We start from the raw sequence: 17841 nt of genomic DNA, 5'->3' as shown, positions 1-17841 counted from the left end.
AATGTACTATGCTCCTTATTATGCCAATATACCAATGTATAGCTATGGAAATCAGTCTGTTCACTGGCCTGTTCCATATGAAGTAGTACTACCGAATAGTGCCTATCCATATCAAGCTGTCAACGGAAATAACAGTCAAATGAGTACCGATTATGGGCAACAGCCTTTTGTTGTAAATATGGAGGAGGCAACCAAGCGGAACAATACGTACCGTACTGCTCTATGGACAGGAAGCCATTTGCAAATTACGTTAATGAGTCTCAATATTGGTGAGGATGTAGGTTTAGAAATGCATCCACATGTCGATCAGTTTGTCTATATTGAACAAGGGCATGGGACTGTGCAAATGGGGTCGAGTAAAGAAAATTTAAGCTTTACACAAAATGTCCATGATGATTACGCGATCGTAATACCTGCTGGAACTTGGCATAATTTAACCAATATAGGGAATGTGCCATTAAAGCTGTTTTCAATCTATGCTCCTCCTAACCATCCATTCGGAACTGTCCATGCTACAAAGGCGGATGCAATGGCTTCGCACGGAGGCTATGGTCAACACAATTAATCACGATAATAATTTTTCATAGTAGAAGCAGAGTTGTTGATGTATAGCAGCTCTGCTTTTACTATGCCAAGCTAAACTCAATTTTTGGATGATATATTGACGAAATTAAAATTTACGTGTTATAATTATCTCGAATTCAAGATATATTAATTCGAGATAATTAAATCGAATGTGCAAAGCATTCTCTAATTAGAAGTTTGAAGTTGCACGTAGTTAGAAAACATATACAAAGAAAATAATTTATTTATGAAGGGGAACTGTTACTATGAACAAACATACAGAAGGAATTCACCACATCACAGCTATTGTAGGGCATCCACAAGAGAATATTGATTTTTATGCGGGGATTTTAGGTTTACGGTTAGTAAAACAAACAGTTAACTTTGACGACCCAGGCACGTATCATCTTTATTTTGGTAACCATGCTGGTAAGCCAGGAACAATTATGACGTTCTTTCCTTGGCCGAATGCTTATCAAGGGCGTATCGGCGACGGTCAAGTTGGTGTAACAACATACGTTGTACCAGAAGGAGCACTACCTTTCTGGATTAATCGCCTTGCAAAATTTTCTGTTCCATTTAAAAAAGCTGAACGCTTTGGAGAACAAGTCGTTCAATTTGATGACCCACATGGACTTCATATTGAATTAGTAGCTCGTGCAGAAGGTGAACGAAATAATTGGACATTTGGTGAAGTTACACCGGAAGTTGCCATTAAAGGTTTTGGTGGTGCAACGCTTTATTCAAGCCATCCACAAGAAACAGAAAAGGTATTAGTAGATGTGATGGGGCTTGAAAAAATTGCAACAGAAGGCGAATATGCTCGATTCAAATCAAGCGCTGACATCGGAAATATTATAGACTTGAAAACGGTATTAGGCGTACGAGGCCACATGGGGGTCGGCACAGTCCATCATATTGCTTGGAGAGCAAAGGATAATGCAGATCATTTAGCGTGGCAAGAGCATGTGATGAATCATGGGCAGCATGTGACGGAAGTAAAGGATCGTAACTATTTTAACGCTATTTATTTCCGTGAAGCAGGTGAAATTTTATTTGAAATTGCGACAGATCCACCAGGATTCGCGCATGATGAAACATTGGAGACAATGGGGAGTCAATTAATGTTACCGTTGCAATATGAACAACATCGAGAACAGTTAGAAAGCGCGTTAATCCCGATTCAAGTACGCTCATTAGATGAATAAAAAGGGGCGAGTTATTTGATTTCGATTGATCCGAAGAAAAATACAGAACGTGAAAACTATAAATTATTAGTTGGCAGCATTATTCCTAGACCTGTTGCCTTTGTCACGACTTTGTCCGAGCAGGGCATTATAAATGGCGCACCGTTTAGTTACTTTAATATCGTGTCATCGAATCCACCGATGATTTCCCTTGCAATTCAAAGAGCAACAGGGCGCTTAAAGGATACCGCTCGTCATATTTTGTATCAAGAACAATTTGTAGTGCATATTGTAGATGAGGACAATGTTAACCAGGTAAATGAAACAGCTGCTTCGTTACCGGTAACAGAGAGTGAAATTGAAAGAGCTAACTTTACAGTAATCGACAGTCAGCGAATTATTGTTCCAGGTGTGAAAGAGGCGAAAGTCCGAATGGAGTGTCGCTTAGTACAAAGTGTTCCTTTAATGAATAAAGAACAGCAGACAGGCGATTTGTTTATTGGTGAAATTGTACAATTTCATTTAGATGATGTGATTTATCATGAAGGACGAATAGACGCTAGCGCATTAAAGGCAGTAAGCCGATTAGCTGGAGCGAGTTATGCAAAAATCGGCGATATTTTTGACATAGAACGCCCTCAATAAAGTAAATAAGCAAAATTTTTGAAAAGGTATATGGCTCGTGAATGGCTTACTACAGAAAATAGTAGCCATTCACGAGCATTTCCTGTTTCTTAAATGGTAAATCCTCTTGCACCTTTTATATGATTTCCTGACATGCCCACGCATCAATTTCTACTTTTAATACGGGCGAAGCAAGTGCTACTACATATACCATTGTCATACAAGGGCAGTGATCACCAAAAAAGTCACCCATCACGTGCTTTCTTTGTGCTGTGTCAAATTCTCCAACTAAATAAAATACAACCTTTGTTAAATCTGCAACAGTCATGCCAGCACACTCAAGATTTTTTTTAATATTGTTAAGCGCTAGTTGCAATTGAATGATTGGATCTTCAGGTACAGTTCCGTCTAACGCCATCCCGATTTGACCTGAAAATGTTAGCCATCTGTTTGGGCCAGTTATTTCAATTTGGTGTACATATGGAGCTACAGGCGGGTGAATTTCCTTTGGATTTCTTGAGATTTTCATCGAATCATTCCTTACCTATTCTATTTTGGAGATACTTCCGAAATATCGTACTGAAATTAACATAAAACAAAAGAAGTTGCTTTGGATATGATAGTTTATAAGGGTATAATAGAATTATTAAAATTTTGGCTATAACGCTGATGTAGCTTTCAATACACATTAATCGTATTGTCTTTCATTCTAATTCGAAAAGTAAAAAAAATCTATTTTACAATGGATTGAACTTCTTGAAAAAGGGTTGTTGAACGGAGTAATGGAAATACGCTGTCTAGACAGAGGTTTTTATCCCCCTAAACTCAAAGGACCATGAAAATGATAAATATTGATAACTAATAATTTTGTCTACTTGCTTAATATATTTCGCGTTCTGTAAGTTAGCAGTAGAGGCAGCGAAGCCGTTTTGTAGAAGGAGTGAATGCATGAGTAATTTTTTTCGAAGTAATGGATTTAAACGTTTTGTTATTCTAGCTGGGATCGCTGTTGCACTTTATTTAATGCGGAGTATGATTAACCTTATTCTTCTGACATTCATTATAACCTACTTAATGAATGAGCTTTCTACTAAGGCGACAAAAGAGTTTAAACGAATCGCACCCATAAATGAAAAAGCGATGATTGTCTCCCTTTACCTCTTACTTGTAGCTGCTATTATTGCAGTGATCTATAAGTATTTGCCGGTTGTAACCCAACAAATTACACAGCTTTTTGATTTGATTGCAGCTTTTAATCTCAATCCGAACGATAATGAGGTTGCGAGATATTTGGCGCCGACATTTGAGAAAATTGAACTTGGAAAATATTTAGAACAAGGTGTTGACCTTACGTTAAAAAATTTAACAAACATTGGGAAAGTCATTTTGCACGTGTTCATTGCACTTATTTTAAGTTTGTTCATCCTTTTGGAGAAGAAACGAATTATTGAATTTACTGCAAAATTTAAAGATAGTAAAATTGGTCCGCTTTACGACGAGTTAACATATTTTTCTAAAATATTTATTCGTTCTTTTGGAAAAGTAATTGAAGCGCAATTTATCATTGCTGCGGTAAACTGTGTTTTATCCGTTATTGCTCTTTCTATTATGGGCTTCCCACACTTAATTGCACTTGGAATCATGCTTTTTATTCTTGGTTTAATTCCTGTAGCAGGCGTAATTATTTCATTGGTACCGCTAAGCATTATTGCTTACAGCATCGGTGGACCGATGTACATTGCTTACATTCTGATTATTGTCGTGGTGTTGCATGCGATTGAGGCTTATTTCTTAAATCCAAAGCTCATGTCTGCCAAAACAAATCTTCCTATTTTTTATAAATTTATCGTCATCCTATTCTCGGAGCAATTCCTCGGGGTATGGGGATTAATTATCGGTATTCCATTGTTTATGTTCCTGCTCGATATTTTAGGTGTCACGTCTTTAGAGGAGGAAACCCAACGATCTGTAGCTATCAATGACCATAAGTAAACTAAAAGGAAGCATCGCTTTATGCGCATGCTTCCTTTTTTGGTGCCTGCGGTTCTCGCAGGAGTCGAGCAACTCCTCACTACAATCAACAAGGAGGCACGCACACAATTTACCCACTAGTTTGAATAAACCGCGCGTGGCTTTCTTTTAATAAATAAGAGAATGAGCAATGCTGTAATGCCTTCAGCAACCGGGAAAGTCCACCAAATTGCTTGTGCGCCGAATAATTTAGGTAGCAATAGGAGTGCTGGAATAAATAAAATAATACTGCGTAGTAACATAATCGTTGTTGCAAGACGAATTTTTTCAATTGATTGGAAAAATTCTGCAAGCACCATATTCATACCTAAGAAAACGTAGCCAATTGCAAAATGGACAAAGCCTTGTGTTGCCATTGTGCGAATTTCAATTTTACTATCTCCAAACAGTTCCATTAATTGAGAAGGAAATAGCATCGCAATAATGGCAATGCTTAAACCGAGTATGAGAGCGGTAGCTAAGCCGATCTTCAAAAGCTCGAGTAAACGTTTTTTTAATCTGGCACCGTGGTGGTAACTGACTAGAGGTTGGAGTGCCATACCAATGCCTAAGAACACAGTTAATAATACCGTATGAATATAGTTAACCATTGCATAGGCTGTCACACCGTTTGCTCCTAAATAGTGCAGAAACGACACATTATATAAAATCACGATTAACGCCATAGAGGCTTCTACAATAAAGCTAGGTAAACCAATGGCGAATATTTTTTTCAAATCGGATACGTTGAAAAAAGTAGAGACAAATTTTAATTCAGACTGCTTTCGGAAGAAATGGAGACATAGTACCGACATGCCGATGATAGTAGAGATTGCTGTCGCTAACGCGCAACCCTTAACGCCGTAATGGAGTACGAAAATAAATACGTAGTTTAAAAGGATATTTAAAATGGATGTTGTGATTAAACCCATCATAGCAAGCTTTGGGTTTCCATCATTTCGGATGAAAATGCTTAATAAATTTTCGATTGTGTAAAAGACACCGAATATCAAAATGACATGCAAGTATTCTTGGACATAAGGATAAGTCACATCACTTGCCCCAAAAATATAGGCAATTTCCTTTAAATTTAATAAAAGTAGTAGCACTAAAGTTAAAACTACCGCCAGCATCGTTGTAAACGAAAGTGTAAAAAGTTGATGTGCGCGTTTTTTATTACCTTCTCCAAGTGAAATGGAGTACAATGTTGCACCGCCCATACCAATCCACAGAGATATGGATAATAAGATGGAGAAAATCGGCACAGCAATATTGACGCCTGCTAGAGCAGTTGGGCCAACGCCATGACTGACAAAAATACCATCAACTAAAATATTTACTGACATCAGTAGCATACCAATCATCGCTGGGAATAAATAAGAAAGAAATAATGGTCTTAAGGGTCTTGTTTCAATTGGATTAATGGTCGTCATGAGTACGTACCTCTCTTACCATTACTTTTTCGCCCTTTTCATCGAGTTCCCCATTAAAGACGAACCCAAATAGTTGATAGAGATGAATGGCTACTTTATTGTTGTCATAAACACTTAAAAATATTTTTTCGCAATTGTATGTTGCCTGTAAAAAATCGATTAGCTGTTGCAAAAAGTATTTTCCGAGCCCTTTATGCTGATAACGTTCATCGATTAAATAACGGTCAAGCCATACTCGCTGTGATCCATCCTCATGAGGAAACAGACCATACATTGCGAAGCCGACTACGGTATCCTCCCTATATAAGCCAACGGGTATAAAGCGTTGGTCAGACGCTGCTTCGTCTAGGCATTGCTGTGTCGTTTCAATAAAGTCCTGCTGATTAGCAGCAATGTGTAATGCTAATACGTTTTGTTTGTTTAAAGCTGTGATGTCACGTATTTCCGTGAACATAATGTCAAAACCTTTCTAAATTTATTGTGGATAGCTACAATTTAAAGTATATAGTAACTATATAGTCAAGAAAGGAAATTTAAAATGCTTAATAAAAATGTAAAATATTTTACAACTGGTGAATTTGCCAAACTGTGTAAGGTTAATAAACAAACACTGATTTACTATGATCAAATCGGCCTGTTATCACCTATTATGAAAGATCATAAAGATTATCGTTATTATACAATTGCCCAGTATGATTTTTTTAGCGTCATCGAATTGTTAAAGACAGTCGGTATGTCGTTAAAAGATATTCAAAAGTATATGGCAGATAAATCACCTGAAAATTTTTTAGAGTTAATGCATCAGCAAAAAGCGCTTGTAGCAAAGAAGCGGCAAGAGCTCGAAATGATAGAGAGTATTATAGAAGTGAAAATTGAAACAACAGAGGACGCCTTGCAGACAGATTTTGATAGTATTACGATTGGTCATTTTCCAGAGGAAACATTGTATTTAAGTAAAAATATTGAAGATTCCACTGAAGAACAGTTTGTTAAGGCGGTCTCGGATTTTATTGATGAATTGGATCGCTCGCAGCTTGATACAGGTTATCCGATTGGTGGCATTACTAGAAGAGAGCAAGTTTTAGCAGGGAACTATGATAATTATTGTTACTTGTATATGGAGCAACCACATCCGCAGGAAGGGCATCCTTATTTTAAGGCGATTGAAGGGGACTTTATTATTGGCTATCATCTCGGGTTATCAACAGAACTTGGACAAACGTACGAACGTTTATTTAAGGTTATGGCTGAAAGAGGCTACGAGCTGGGGCAGTATGTATATGAGGAATATATTTATGATGCGGTGATTAAAAATCGAGAAGAAGAGTATGTAACAAAAATTATGATGGAAATAACAAAAAAGGCGAACTAGCATAATGGCTGCTTACATAAAAAGAATCTACGACACTGCGGCCGCTGACCCGCAAAGTGAGTAGATTCTTTTTATATGTAAAAGCCCTTAGCAGTTGCATGCAAGTTTATTTGTAATGGTAAGCGTTCGCTCTTGGATTGTTGCGTTGAATTTTATTAAACCATGCTTCGTCTTTTTCTTCTTGTTTTAAGGTATTGACGATGGTTGAGGCACAGTTAACACAAATTTTAGCTTGTGTAATTTTACCGCAACGTTCACATGGTGCACCAAGATTAGGGAAGATAGATGTTTTTAATTTTCCTGTCTTTACCCATTTATATAGTAAGTCAGATGAAATACCTGTTAATGCAACAATTTCATCATTTGTTAATTGACGATTATTTTTCCGTAGTAAAAAATGATGTAATTCCGAGAAAATATCCTCTTCTCGAGCGTCTATTTTTTTTTCGAATAGTAGCATTTTATTCCTCTCCTTTATCTAGTTATTTAATGATTTCTTTATTTTCAATGACGTTGTGAGGGTGTTCGTCATATTTGTAGTTTTCCCAACGATTGCGTGCTAATTTTCGATATTTATTTGAAACACTGCGATCTCCAATCAAGCGGGAGAATCCTTTTTTGGCTTCTCCAATATCACCGAGGCGAAGGCTTAATTCTGCATGTAAATATAGAATTCGCTCGCTGCCTTCTTGATTGGATGCAAAAGATTTACTGTAAAAATCTCTCGCAGCATATAAATAGTGAATTTCAGATTCGCTTTCATTTTTTAAACGGTAAAGCCAGGCTATTTTCAGTGCGATATTAGCCATTAATAGTGCCTCTTCCATAGAAGCCTTTGCAACGAGGTAGGCCAATTTGTAGCTTATGATAGCATCTTCGATAGTCCGTTCTTGACAGATGTTCATGGGCTTTTGTAGTTCTTTAATATATAGTTCGTCGATTAGTAGCATGAAAGGTCCGTAAGTTCTCGTCATAGATTTATGGTAGGCATATCCGCAATGTGGGCATACAGCAACTTCATACAGCAATGGATTTAAACCTTCATAAACAGGCATAAAATCCGTTTGTTCTTCGACTACTTTATAACGATTCGGACGTACTTTATATGTTGTATATTGCTTTTTACAAAATTTGCAATCCACATTACTTTCGTAGTAGTAAATATTAAAACCCATATGAATCAACTCCTCTGTGTCGAGTTTTTAACGTTTCTTTAGTTCTACTTAAATGGACATAACACTCGTTCAATATATTTAATGGATTTTCGACTATTTTAGCAATTCTATGTTTTTTGATATAATCCTTTAGCATTATTAAAGTAGTGTCAAATGAATGGTTTTATTTTTATGTAAAGAGAATGTTAGTTTAAATACACTAGCAATAGTATGTATCGGTGGTATATGTGGAAAAGTTAAATAGTTATGCCTACATTGTTAAAATTACGTCAGACATACCTAGAGAGCTTTTTGTTATTCATCTTTTAGTAGGTTTATTATAATACATGTAGGATAATTTTACTATTCATTAATATGCTGAATATAAAGTAACTTTGTGAACGGCTAAAAAGATTAAGGATGTTTCGGTTATGCTCTTTTTGGTGTAAAATAATTGAAATTATTGATAGTTAATTTAAAAGGAGCGCATACATGTATGGACTGCAAAATCGTCTTTTTTGATGTAGATGGTACATTGATCAATTATGAGGATGGTTGTATTGAAAGTAGTACCAAGAATGCTTTACATACACTAAAAAACAAAGGGATTCGATTAGTCGCTGCAACTGGTAGACCACTATCTATGTGTCAGGATTTACATAAATTAGGTATTGATACATTTATTACGGCGAATGGTGCTTATGTTCGGCACGGAGAACAAATCATCTATGCCAGCCCCATCGCTCAAACTATTGTACAAAGTGTTAAAGCTTTTGCTGACGACCATCAAAATAGCCTGTCATTTTTCACTGAACAATTATCGATGAATAGTGTGCAGCACCCTGCAACACTAAAGGCAATGAATGAGACATTGTCTTTAAGACAATATCCGCCCGTCAATAAAAATATTTTAAATGAGCAAGTTTACTTAATGTGTTTATATGTAAATGAACAGGTAGAGAAAAAGTATAGAACACAATTTCCAAATTTGAAGTTTGAAAGATGGCATCCTATGATTACGAATGTTTTACAAGAGGATGTATCAAAAGCAATTGCTGTTGAAGCTGTACTTAGTTATTTCAAGTTACATCCAAAAGAGGCGATTGCTTTTGGGGATGGAGATAATGATATGGATATGCTAAAGCAAGTTGGATATGGTATTGCAATGGGCAATGGAAGTGTAGCCTTAAAAAATATTGCGGATGAGGTCACGATGGCATCGAATAAAGGCGGCATTGATTACGCCTTGCGCAAACTACAGTTGATCTAAAAAGAAATGCCATCTTTGCTATTGGTAATGGCGACTCTAGCGGGATGAACATGGAGAGAAAAAAGCCCCGCAGGAAGTGAGGGTAGTAGATAGCTACATACAAAGAAAAAGTGTTAGATTGACAATCAATCTAACACTTTTTTGTTGAACCGTTGTTGTCCGCTTCGGCGGTGCTTTCCGCTCAGCACAGTAAGTCGTAACCCTCGCTAACGCGCAGGTTTAATAGCCAAAATTTATGAACACCTTTCTTCTGTTCCTTAAATTTTTTAAGTTATGCTCCAGCTTTTTTGTAACTAAGGCAAAATAGCAAATGAGCGTACGGGGAAGCCAGATGCTTTTTCAGGCTTTGGCACAATATTGAAAATGACTGCCCCCTTTGGTGGTAGTTTGTCTAAGTTTGTCATTAGCTCAATTTGGTATGTATCCTGATCCAGTACGAAGTATTCGCCATTTAACGTACCATTTTTACGGAAATCAGCCGCTGAATCTGTATCAAACGTTTCATGACCAATGGCACTTATATTTCTTTCTGTAAATAAAAACGTTAAAGCTTCTAATCCCCAACCTGGAATATGGTTGTGACCATCCTTGTCTTTATTACTAAATAATTCTTTATCCGGCCAGCGTTTACTCCAATCAGTTCGCAGTGCCACAAATGTTCCTGCTTCAATCTTTCCATATTCGGCTTCGAAGTTGAGTATATCTTGTACACTTAAAGTGAAATCATGGTTCGAAGCGGCCTCCTTGGACTTATCAATCACAATAAGTGGAAGAACAAGTTCTTTTAATGCTAATTCATCCAAGTAGCGTGCATCTGAAACAAAGTGAATGGGTGGATCAATATGTGTACCATATTGCCCGGGAAACGTAAATTGTTGTGCAAAGAAACCATCATCATGGGAAAATAACGTTTCAAACTTCGCATCATCAAACATAAAGAAATGTGGCGAGTTAGGTCCGAAAGTATGTGTTAAGTCAACCCATTGTTTTGATTTTAATAGTTGCAGTGCTTGTAAAAGTTCATTTGTCATTTTTATTCCCCGCTTTCTCTGACTATGTGTAGTGTAAAAAAACAAAAAAGAGCCCTACTTGTAGAAGAGGACTCTCATGTAACTGAAGTCAATCTTCTCATCTTTTGCGAATCTCGCACTTGGAATTAGCACCATGCCTTAGACTGGTTGCTGAGACTTCATAGGGCCAATCCCTCCATCTCTCTTGATAAGAAAAATATATGAATTTTCAGAATTAGTAATACCAACTACTTTAGCATAATCATCTATAGTTTACAAGTTCTATAGGAATATATGGATATAAATATAGCAATATAGATAAGGATTGTCACATAGCGGATTTTCCCCATCCACTTGCAAGGACTATGCGGGGTGCTTTTTTAGTGGGAACTATATAGTAGATATTTGAATGCCTTGTGATATAAAAATAATGTACGTATCAATAGTCAGTAAATATCAAATAATTTGAAATATCAGCAAATTAATATAAATCTTATATAATAATTAATAATTCGGTAAATATATTTATTTTGCATTATTTTGAAAATTGTAGTTAAATAACCCTGATTTTTAGCTTAATTATTGAAATGTTATCTGTGATTATTTAGAATAATTTTAAATAGATTTGAGGGGGGTGTGATACGATGGCACAACAGATTCTATGTGAAGTCAATAACTGCACGTATTGGGGTTCAGGAAACAAATGTACTGCAGAGGCTATTTACGTTGTTAGTCAAAAAGGTCAGCGGGCATCCAATAGTGAAGAAACAGGATGCAAAACATTTACACCTGAAGAGCATTAAGGCCGGTAGAAGCCGGGGCACAAGAGAAAAAGTGTTAGATTGACGACAATCAATCTAACACTTTTTTGCTTTGCGTTAATGTATGCTATGGAGGATGTTTTCAAATGTCGTAATTGGTTATATCTATTTGAACAATAGGGTAGGTGCATTTTTTCTTTTTACTCCACATAATCCAATGAGTGATACCAGCTACTTTAGCATAATCATCTATTGTTTATAAGTTCTGTCGGAATATATAGATACGAAAATAGCAAGTCTCTTAGTCACCAATATAACACTAACGCTAAACTACAACACCCACCTTCTCTCAAAACAATACGAATATTATCTGGCGTATATTTCGCCTCAAACTTCGTTGTAATTCCAGCAGAAGAAATAAGTTTTTGGACTTCATCTTGATTGGATAGCTGTGCGGCGTTTTTAAGATCATGTGCAAATTGATCAGAACCCTCAATTTTCTCTGTCAGTAATTGCACTTGTTGCATAATTGTTTGCATCCCTTTTGCTGACGTCTTTAACTTTATGGTATTAATAGGCGGATAAGGGCTTGTTGTCGTGGTAGGCATGGCAAGTTGTCTAGGGACATGATGGGGTGTAGGTGGGATAGACATTCCCCAATTTGGATAATGGTTATAAACATAATACGGATAAGGATTGTAATACAGCGGATTTCCTCCCATCCATTTGCTAATCTCTTATGTATCTTATGTAGTTACATAACGTTTTGTGTGAGGCTGTTCTTCTTTCAAGACGGAGCATAAGGCATATATAATGATTTGCATTAAAGGGAATTAAAGAAAAAAATAGAATAAGTAATAGATATTGAGAAAAGGGGGTTATTGCATGAATCGTTTAAATTTAATTACATTGGGTGTAAAAAGTATGGTTGAGTCGCTTGCATTTTATCGTGAAGGGCTTGGTTTTGAGGTGGTTGTCTATGGAGATGAAACAAATCCTGATGTGATTTTCTTCAATAATGGAGGAACAAAAATTTCTCTATTTCCTATAGAACGATTAGCAAAGGATATAAATGAAGAAAACCCACCAAAAGCAGGCACCGACTTTACGGGCTTTACGCTTGCCTATAATGGAAAATCTAAAGAAGAAGTCGATGCAATCTTTTCCCTAGCAAAAAAAGCTGGAGCAAACATTGTGAAAGAGCCTGAAACGGTGTTTTGGGGAGGGTATAGCGGTTATTTCCAAGATCCCAACGGTTATTATTGGGAAGTTGCATATGGAGATACGTGGGAATTTGATGAAACGGATATGTTAATTATTAAATAATAAATAGCGTGCGTAAAATTTAACTAGTTGGACAGAGGGGTTGAGATGGTGCAGCAACCATTTTGGGAGAAAGAGTACTTAGCAGATACGCATTTCGCTTTTGGTAATCCTAGTGAGGAAGTAGTGGAATGGGCAAAAAAATTACCAGCGGATGCACGCATTTTAGATATAGGATGTGGCGATGGTAGACATGCCGTTTATTTAGCACAGCTGGGGTTTAAGGTAGAAGCCATTGATATTTCAGAGGCAGGTATTGCTAAAATAAATAGATACAAAGCGTCGCACCAGCTACATAATTTACAGGTAGATGTTCAAGATATTATTACATATCAGTTTAGCGATACGTATGATTGCATCATTTCACATGGCCTATTTCATTTTTTAGCGCGCGAAGATTGGCATCGCATTATTCAGTTAATGCAAGATTATACCAAGATAGAGGGCATCAATATTATTACTGTATTTACAGACGAAGTTGACATTCCAGAAGATTTAGCACCGTTTGTCAAAGGCATATGTCAAGAAGGTGAGATTAGAGAATTATACGAGCAATGGTCCATTGCATTTTATCGCTCCTATCAATTTGAAGATCAGCATGAAAATAATATAAGACATTGTCACGCAGCCAATAAACTAGTCGCTATAAAAAGAGCATTGTAAATACAGTGATAGTTTTACTTTAGGTTAATTTTGGGTTTATTTCTTAGCTGAAGTATTGAATACACCAATTTTGTTAAGGATAACAAAAGAGGAGGTGTGATACGATGGCACAACAGATTTTATGTGAAGTCAATAACTGCACGTATTGGGGCTCTGGAAACAAATGTACGGCAGAAGCTATTTACGTTGTTAGTCAAAAGGGTCAGCAGGCATCCAATAGTGAAGAAACAGATTGCAAAACATTTACACCTGAAGAGCATTAAGGACGGTAGAAGCCGGGGCACAAGAGAAAAAGTGTTAGATTGATTGAGGTCATTCTAACACTTTTTGCGATGGCGGAAATTTTCTAATGTCGTAATTGGTACATATCTATTTTGTCTCTCTTGAACAATAGGGTATGTGCATTTTTTACTTTTTCCTCTACATAATCCAATGAATAATTGCCAAATGCATCCGTTAAGTCACCAATGGCGCGCGATAAATTATCAATCACAGGAATTAATGTATCAAGCTCCATTGGTTCTTTCCTAGTGTTCATTTCATCCATAATTTCATGAGCAAGATGTTGAATTATTCGCAGGCGTTTGTTTTCAGCTTGCATCATATCCTCCTTTAAACAGCAACTTTTTACACTCAATAAATATATGAAGGTCGTTTACAGTTCATGAGTGATTACTTTCGCTCGAACGTATATGGCACACATAACAAGACAAGGAAAAAGCCAGACTTCATCAAATGGAGTCTGGCTTTGTTTTTTAGTATTGAAATGTAACGCGAACAGCTGCACTAATGGTTAGTTGACCTTGCTCAATGGGGGTTGTCATAGATGAATCAGCCATTGCCATTGATTTATAAAGCACAGGGGCATGATCGTTTTCTTCGATGATTTCAATCGGTTGTGGCTGTACAGATAAGTGCATCGTTTGGGCGATTGTTTTCGCCTTCATTTGTGCATTATGAAGTGCTAAGCTGAGAGCCTGCTGATAGTATTCATCCGCATGCTCAATTTTAAATTGGATGGAGGAAATCTGATTTGCGCCATTTTCGACAGCTGTATCAATAACAGCTCCTACTAGATTGATATCAGGTATTTTTACCGTGATAGCATTTACTACTTCATAGCCTTTAAACATTTGTTTACCTTCTACATAATCATAAATAGGTGTAATCGTATAGGCGGCGGTCTGAATGTTTTCTCTTGGGATAGATAACGCCAAAAGAGCATGAATAACACGATTCATAGAGCTAGCATTTTGGTGTTGCGCTTGTTGTACACTTTCACCTTGTGTCGTGACCTCTATTTGAAGCTGGACATAACTAGCGTTAGCGAATACTTTTCCATTTCCGCTAACAGTCATTATTCGCGATGTATGGGGTACTTGTGGCTGGGCATGTGTGTAATACATTTGAATCCCACCTCCCGACTGGTTTCTAGCATGTTAAATCATTTTTAACAATGCTTCTACACCAGTCATTCCTGCAAATATACCTAGTTGCTCCGCTTCAAATGTAACAGATTCAAGAGGGGCGGTTAATAGCTCATCTATCGTCTTCACGCCAACCGCTCGACCTGCCACAATTTTTCGATCTAATAAGCGACTATTTAAAAGACCGACATCTAATGCACCACACATGATGTAGCCTGTATCATTAGATATAGTTAATAACGTTGTTTTTGGTAAATGCACAATCACAGCAGTGAAAAAATGACCTTTAATCATAATAGGTTCAATTGTCACCATGAACATCACTCCTTTTCTCTCTATACATATGGCAATAGATAAAAAGGTGTTCAATATTTCTACTAAAATTCTAAAGCGAAAAAAATCCACTGCGCTTTTGCGTGCACGAAGTAAGCCGCAATCTTCGCTAGCGTGAGGCCTGTTGCGTCTTACGTAGGGTGCATTTTTGCAGAAAGCTACGTGGATTTTAATTTCTCAATAGATAAATTGTGTCAGTGTCAGGCACTGATTATTTTGTATATGAAAGCATAGCTGTTTGTTTTATATTTTTTAACGCTAATTTAGCCTCATCTTGCGTAGTGTACTCGAACATACGGAATGTATCTTGCTCAAAAACAGTAATAACCCACATTGTAAAATCCCCTTTGTTGTCAATTTGTAGTATAACAGTTGTGTTATTTTGAATAATTGTTATATATCAGTTATGCCCTTTATTTTACACTGATTTTCAAAAAAATAAAGGGCTAAATGAAAGGTTTCACATTTCGTTCAAAATTTGACGTTGCGTAAATGAAAATTATTTAAAAATAAAGATGGGCGAAATAAATTTAAGTAAAAAACTGTGAATGATGAAAAAATTGTTTGTTAATTGGTTTTTTAACATATCTTTTTAAAGGGTTTAAGTAAAAACAGGTAGCACCTCAATAGTATAATTTAGCGGCTTTCGTAAATAGTAAGATGAGCTGAAATATGCGAATGAAACATGGGAGGTGATACTGTGATACGTAAAAATGTATTGTTTTTGACGGTTTGCTTATTATTCATGTCGATATGTTTAACAGACATGCGTACCTCTGCAGAAAAAGGACGTAGTGAATATGAGAAGACTGGTGAAGTTGTTTGGGATATAGATACAAAGGATAAAATCGTTGCCTTAACTTTTGACGATGGTCCACATCCAAAATACACCGCAAAAATACTAGATACTTTAGCTAAGTATGAAGCAAAGGCTACATTTTTTATTATTGGTCAAAATGCAGAAAAGTATCCAGAGCTTGTTTCACGAACTTATAAAGAGGGGCATGAATTAGCCAATCATACGTACTCTCACCCGTATAAAGTTTCAATTCCTGATTTACAGGAAGAACTAAGGCAGACAAACCAGATGATTTATAGTATTACTGGCTTTTCTCCTGTTTTATTCCGTCCTGTGGGTGGCAATTATACTGAAAAGATGATCAATACTGCTGTAAACAACGGTTATAAAGTAGTCATGTGGTCTTGGCACCAAGATACACAGGATTGGAAAGAGCCAGGGGCGAATAAAATCGTCCAAAAGGTGTTAGGGGGAACAAAACCAGGAGATGTGATTTTGTTTCATGATGGAGGCGGCAACCGCACTCAAACGATTAAAGCCCTAGAAGAAATCATACCAACCTTAAAAAAACAGGGCTATACATTTGTAACAGTATCAGAATTAATTGAAAAAAAGCAGCAACAAGAGAAAATTCAATAAAAAATAAGCCATTTCATTATATTGAAATGGCTTATTTTTCTCTATAAGAAGCGGATATTCTAGGTATTTATAGATTAGAAAAATAATAAAGGTGCCAACGCAATACCAGCAATTGCTCCAAATGCAAAACCAATGCCAAGTCCAGCGCCAAATCCTGGTCTAAATCCCCAACCCCAAAGACCTAAGCCGTATCCTCTATATTGTCTATCAGGTAGAACCCATACCTGTTTTCTATCCACTTTCGTTATTTTTCCAACATGAACATTGCCAGATGTGTCAGTAATTCTTACACGTTTACCGTGATATTTACAGCAAAGATTATAACAATCAGTTGGATTCACAAGAATCTCCTCCTTTCTACGTCCTTACAAGTTAATATATGCCGTTGCATACATTTATCACTAGCCGATTGTCTATTGGAAACATAAGCTATCGTAAGGGGGTGCGTGAATGTCGGTAATATCAACAGATGATTGGCTACATGAGTTCAAAACTAGTCGGAAATTGAAGCATAGTAGAGAGTTTGAAGATTTACAATGTACGATTCTTTGTAGCCGATTACTAGACCATTTTAAAGGTGGAACGCCACAACAAATCCAATTTGAACTACAACAACAAGGGTTGTTTCGAGCGCATGAAAATATCGATATAAAAAGCCTGCAAGCGCAAAATGCTTGGCAAATTATACGAGAGGAATTGTTCTATTTAAAGAAGAAATGGAGCGGGCCTGATATACCCATCTATATTTTTCCTCTAACACAGGAGCAAAGTGTCACAAATAAAAATGGAGTTGCCTATCCAGATGCTCTATTTTTATTTATAGGAGAATTAGAAAGGCAAGAGTTACAGGCGTTATTTGCACATGAGTATAATCATGTTTGTCGACTGCACTACTTAAACAAATCATTAGAGGAAGTAACGCTATTAGATTCATTAATTATAGAGGGCTTAGCGGAATGTGCAGTGGAGGAATTATACGGTGCCAAATGGTTAGCGCCTTGGTTGAAAGATTATTCTACGGACAAAATGTTAGCTATATGGAAGACATACTTTTTGCCTAACATGAATGTTAAAGGTTTAGATCATCATATTGAGTTTTTATATGGTGGGAGGCTTCCTTCACATATAGGATACTGTATTGGTTATGAAATGGTCCGAACATATATACAAAAGCATGCATCAAATAAGTTACATGAAAAACATTCTGAAGAAATACTTAAGGGTTCTATATTTTCGGTATAACTAAAAACCAGTTGTCGATACACAGATCGA

The 17841-nt window shown here is 36.6% G+C and carries 24 protein-coding genes and 1 riboswitch; of the genes, 12 read left to right on the top strand and 12 right to left on the bottom strand.

What is annotated here, in order from left to right:
* The first annotated feature begins 1 nt into the window (after window position 1).
* The 3 genes from I5435_RS21695 (at window position 2) to I5435_RS21685 (ending at window position 2396) form a co-directional block, all read left to right on the top strand.
* Complete coding sequence (locus I5435_RS21695; protein ID WP_025220797.1) at window positions 2-565, top strand: cupin domain-containing protein; 564 nt, start codon at window positions 2-4, stop codon at window positions 563-565.
* Window positions 566-830: 265 nt separating this feature from the next.
* Window positions 831-1772, top strand: coding sequence for a ring-cleaving dioxygenase (locus I5435_RS21690; RefSeq protein ID WP_231785270.1), 942 nt, complete (start codon window positions 831-833; stop codon window positions 1770-1772).
* Window positions 1773-1787: 15 nt separating this feature from the next.
* Window positions 1788-2396 carry a flavin reductase family protein gene (locus I5435_RS21685; RefSeq protein WP_024364016.1) on the top strand — a complete coding sequence of 203 codons (609 nt, stop codon included), beginning with the start codon at window positions 1788-1790 and terminating at the stop codon, window positions 2394-2396.
* Between the two features lie 115 nt (window positions 2397-2511).
* Here I5435_RS21685 and I5435_RS21680 read toward each other — a convergent pair whose 3' ends face one another.
* Window positions 2512-2904: a RidA family protein gene (locus I5435_RS21680; RefSeq protein WP_337982954.1), complete on the bottom strand. Its 393-nt coding sequence runs from the start codon at window positions 2902-2904 to the stop codon at window positions 2512-2514.
* Between the two features lie 419 nt (window positions 2905-3323).
* Here I5435_RS21680 and I5435_RS21675 point away from each other — a divergent pair, with 419 nt between their 5' ends.
* Window positions 3324-4367, top strand: a complete 1044-nt coding sequence (locus tag I5435_RS21675) for an AI-2E family transporter (protein ID WP_337982953.1) — start codon at window positions 3324-3326, stop codon at window positions 4365-4367.
* 116 nt (window positions 4368-4483) lie between these two features.
* Here the strand turns inward: I5435_RS21675 and I5435_RS21670 are convergent, their stop codons facing one another.
* Window positions 4484-5818 carry an MATE family efflux transporter gene (locus I5435_RS21670; protein ID WP_108030769.1) on the bottom strand — a complete coding sequence of 445 codons (1335 nt, stop codon included), beginning with the start codon at window positions 5816-5818 and terminating at the stop codon, window positions 4484-4486.
* Window positions 5805-6272 carry a GNAT family N-acetyltransferase gene (locus I5435_RS21665; RefSeq protein WP_024364012.1) on the bottom strand — a complete coding sequence of 156 codons (468 nt, stop codon included), beginning with the start codon at window positions 6270-6272 and terminating at the stop codon, window positions 5805-5807. The genes I5435_RS21670 and I5435_RS21665 overlap by 14 nt, the downstream gene beginning before the upstream one ends.
* 84 nt (window positions 6273-6356) lie before the next feature.
* Between I5435_RS21665 and I5435_RS21660 the strand changes: the two genes are divergently transcribed.
* Window positions 6357-7190 (top strand): MerR family transcriptional regulator, encoded by an 834-nt coding sequence (locus tag I5435_RS21660; protein WP_024364011.1) that lies wholly within the window; start codon window positions 6357-6359, stop codon window positions 7188-7190.
* Window positions 7191-7296: 106 nt separating this feature from the next.
* Here the strand turns inward: I5435_RS21660 and I5435_RS21655 are convergent, their stop codons facing one another.
* Together I5435_RS21655 and I5435_RS21650 are read right to left on the bottom strand one after the other, a co-directional pair.
* Complete coding sequence (locus I5435_RS21655) at window positions 7297-7650, bottom strand: hypothetical protein (protein WP_024364010.1); 354 nt, start codon at window positions 7648-7650, stop codon at window positions 7297-7299.
* A 22-nt stretch (window positions 7651-7672) separates the two neighbouring features.
* Window positions 7673-8365: a DUF2225 domain-containing protein gene (locus I5435_RS21650; RefSeq protein ID WP_024364009.1), complete on the bottom strand. Its 693-nt coding sequence runs from the start codon at window positions 8363-8365 to the stop codon at window positions 7673-7675.
* A gap of 475 nt (window positions 8366-8840) precedes the next feature.
* On the opposite strand from I5435_RS21650, the gene I5435_RS21645 reads away from it, so the two are divergent.
* The gene (locus I5435_RS21645) at window positions 8841-9614 is read left to right on the top strand and encodes a Cof-type HAD-IIB family hydrolase (RefSeq protein ID WP_337982952.1); all 774 of its coding nucleotides are present in this window, start codon (window positions 8841-8843) and stop codon (window positions 9612-9614) included.
* 293 nt (window positions 9615-9907) lie between these two features.
* On the opposite strand, the gene I5435_RS21640 is transcribed toward I5435_RS21645, so the two are convergent.
* Window positions 9908-10645, bottom strand: a complete 738-nt coding sequence (locus I5435_RS21640; RefSeq protein ID WP_107895820.1) for a cyclase family protein — start codon at window positions 10643-10645, stop codon at window positions 9908-9910.
* 94 nt (window positions 10646-10739) lie between these two features.
* Window positions 10740-10839, bottom strand: a riboswitch (SAM riboswitch).
* A gap of 429 nt (window positions 10840-11268) precedes the next feature.
* Between I5435_RS21640 and I5435_RS21635 the strand changes: the two genes are divergently transcribed.
* Entirely contained in the window at window positions 11269-11427 is a 159-nt protein-coding gene (locus tag I5435_RS21635) for a DUF1540 domain-containing protein (protein ID WP_069508162.1), read from the top strand.
* A gap of 263 nt (window positions 11428-11690) precedes the next feature.
* Here the strand turns inward: I5435_RS21635 and I5435_RS21630 are convergent, their stop codons facing one another.
* Entirely contained in the window at window positions 11691-12107 is a 417-nt protein-coding gene (locus I5435_RS21630; RefSeq protein ID WP_233433826.1) for a YuzC family spore coat inner layer protein, read from the bottom strand.
* 163 nt (window positions 12108-12270) lie between these two features.
* Here I5435_RS21630 and I5435_RS21625 point away from each other — a divergent pair, with 163 nt between their 5' ends.
* The 3 genes from I5435_RS21625 to I5435_RS21615 all read left to right on the top strand — a co-directional run bounded on the left by I5435_RS21625 (window position 12271) and on the right by I5435_RS21615 (window position 13634).
* Entirely contained in the window at window positions 12271-12711 is a 441-nt protein-coding gene (locus I5435_RS21625; RefSeq protein WP_025220789.1) for a VOC family protein, read from the top strand.
* 48 nt (window positions 12712-12759) lie between these two features.
* Entirely contained in the window at window positions 12760-13371 is a 612-nt protein-coding gene (locus tag I5435_RS21620; protein ID WP_337982951.1) for a methyltransferase domain-containing protein, read from the top strand.
* Window positions 13372-13475: 104 nt separating this feature from the next.
* Complete coding sequence (locus I5435_RS21615; RefSeq protein WP_069508156.1) at window positions 13476-13634, top strand: DUF1540 domain-containing protein; 159 nt, start codon at window positions 13476-13478, stop codon at window positions 13632-13634.
* A gap of 83 nt (window positions 13635-13717) precedes the next feature.
* Here I5435_RS21615 and I5435_RS21610 read toward each other — a convergent pair whose 3' ends face one another.
* The 4 genes from I5435_RS21610 to I5435_RS21595 all read right to left on the bottom strand — a co-directional run bounded on the left by I5435_RS21610 (window position 13718) and on the right by I5435_RS21595 (window position 15465).
* Window positions 13718-13972, bottom strand: a complete 255-nt coding sequence (locus tag I5435_RS21610) for a hypothetical protein (protein ID WP_024364004.1) — start codon at window positions 13970-13972, stop codon at window positions 13718-13720.
* A 154-nt stretch (window positions 13973-14126) separates the two neighbouring features.
* Window positions 14127-14777 carry an SIMPL domain-containing protein gene (locus I5435_RS21605; RefSeq protein ID WP_337982950.1) on the bottom strand — a complete coding sequence of 217 codons (651 nt, stop codon included), beginning with the start codon at window positions 14775-14777 and terminating at the stop codon, window positions 14127-14129.
* A gap of 33 nt (window positions 14778-14810) precedes the next feature.
* Window positions 14811-15113 carry a YunC family protein gene (locus tag I5435_RS21600; RefSeq protein WP_024364002.1) on the bottom strand — a complete coding sequence of 101 codons (303 nt, stop codon included), beginning with the start codon at window positions 15111-15113 and terminating at the stop codon, window positions 14811-14813.
* 229 nt (window positions 15114-15342) lie between these two features.
* Window positions 15343-15465 (bottom strand): hypothetical protein, encoded by a 123-nt coding sequence (locus I5435_RS21595; RefSeq protein ID WP_255313814.1) that lies wholly within the window; start codon window positions 15463-15465, stop codon window positions 15343-15345.
* A gap of 411 nt (window positions 15466-15876) precedes the next feature.
* Between I5435_RS21595 and I5435_RS21590 the strand changes: the two genes are divergently transcribed.
* The gene (locus I5435_RS21590; RefSeq protein ID WP_227665478.1) at window positions 15877-16569 is read left to right on the top strand and encodes a polysaccharide deacetylase family protein; all 693 of its coding nucleotides are present in this window, start codon (window positions 15877-15879) and stop codon (window positions 16567-16569) included.
* A gap of 74 nt (window positions 16570-16643) precedes the next feature.
* On the opposite strand, the gene I5435_RS21585 is transcribed toward I5435_RS21590, so the two are convergent.
* Complete coding sequence (locus tag I5435_RS21585) at window positions 16644-16910, bottom strand: hypothetical protein (protein ID WP_024364000.1); 267 nt, start codon at window positions 16908-16910, stop codon at window positions 16644-16646.
* A gap of 109 nt (window positions 16911-17019) precedes the next feature.
* On the opposite strand from I5435_RS21585, the gene I5435_RS21580 reads away from it, so the two are divergent.
* Window positions 17020-17811 carry a DUF2268 domain-containing putative Zn-dependent protease gene (locus tag I5435_RS21580; protein ID WP_025220786.1) on the top strand — a complete coding sequence of 264 codons (792 nt, stop codon included), beginning with the start codon at window positions 17020-17022 and terminating at the stop codon, window positions 17809-17811.
* The last annotated feature ends 30 nt before the right edge of the window (window positions 17812-17841 follow it).

It is taken from the genome of Lysinibacillus sp. C5.1 (genome assembly GCF_016350185.1).
GTDB classification, from domain to species: domain Bacteria; phylum Bacillota; class Bacilli; order Bacillales_A; family Planococcaceae; genus Lysinibacillus; species Lysinibacillus sphaericus.
Note: the sequence above shows the minus strand (reverse complement) of the source record. Positions and strands in the feature narration are given on the sequence as shown.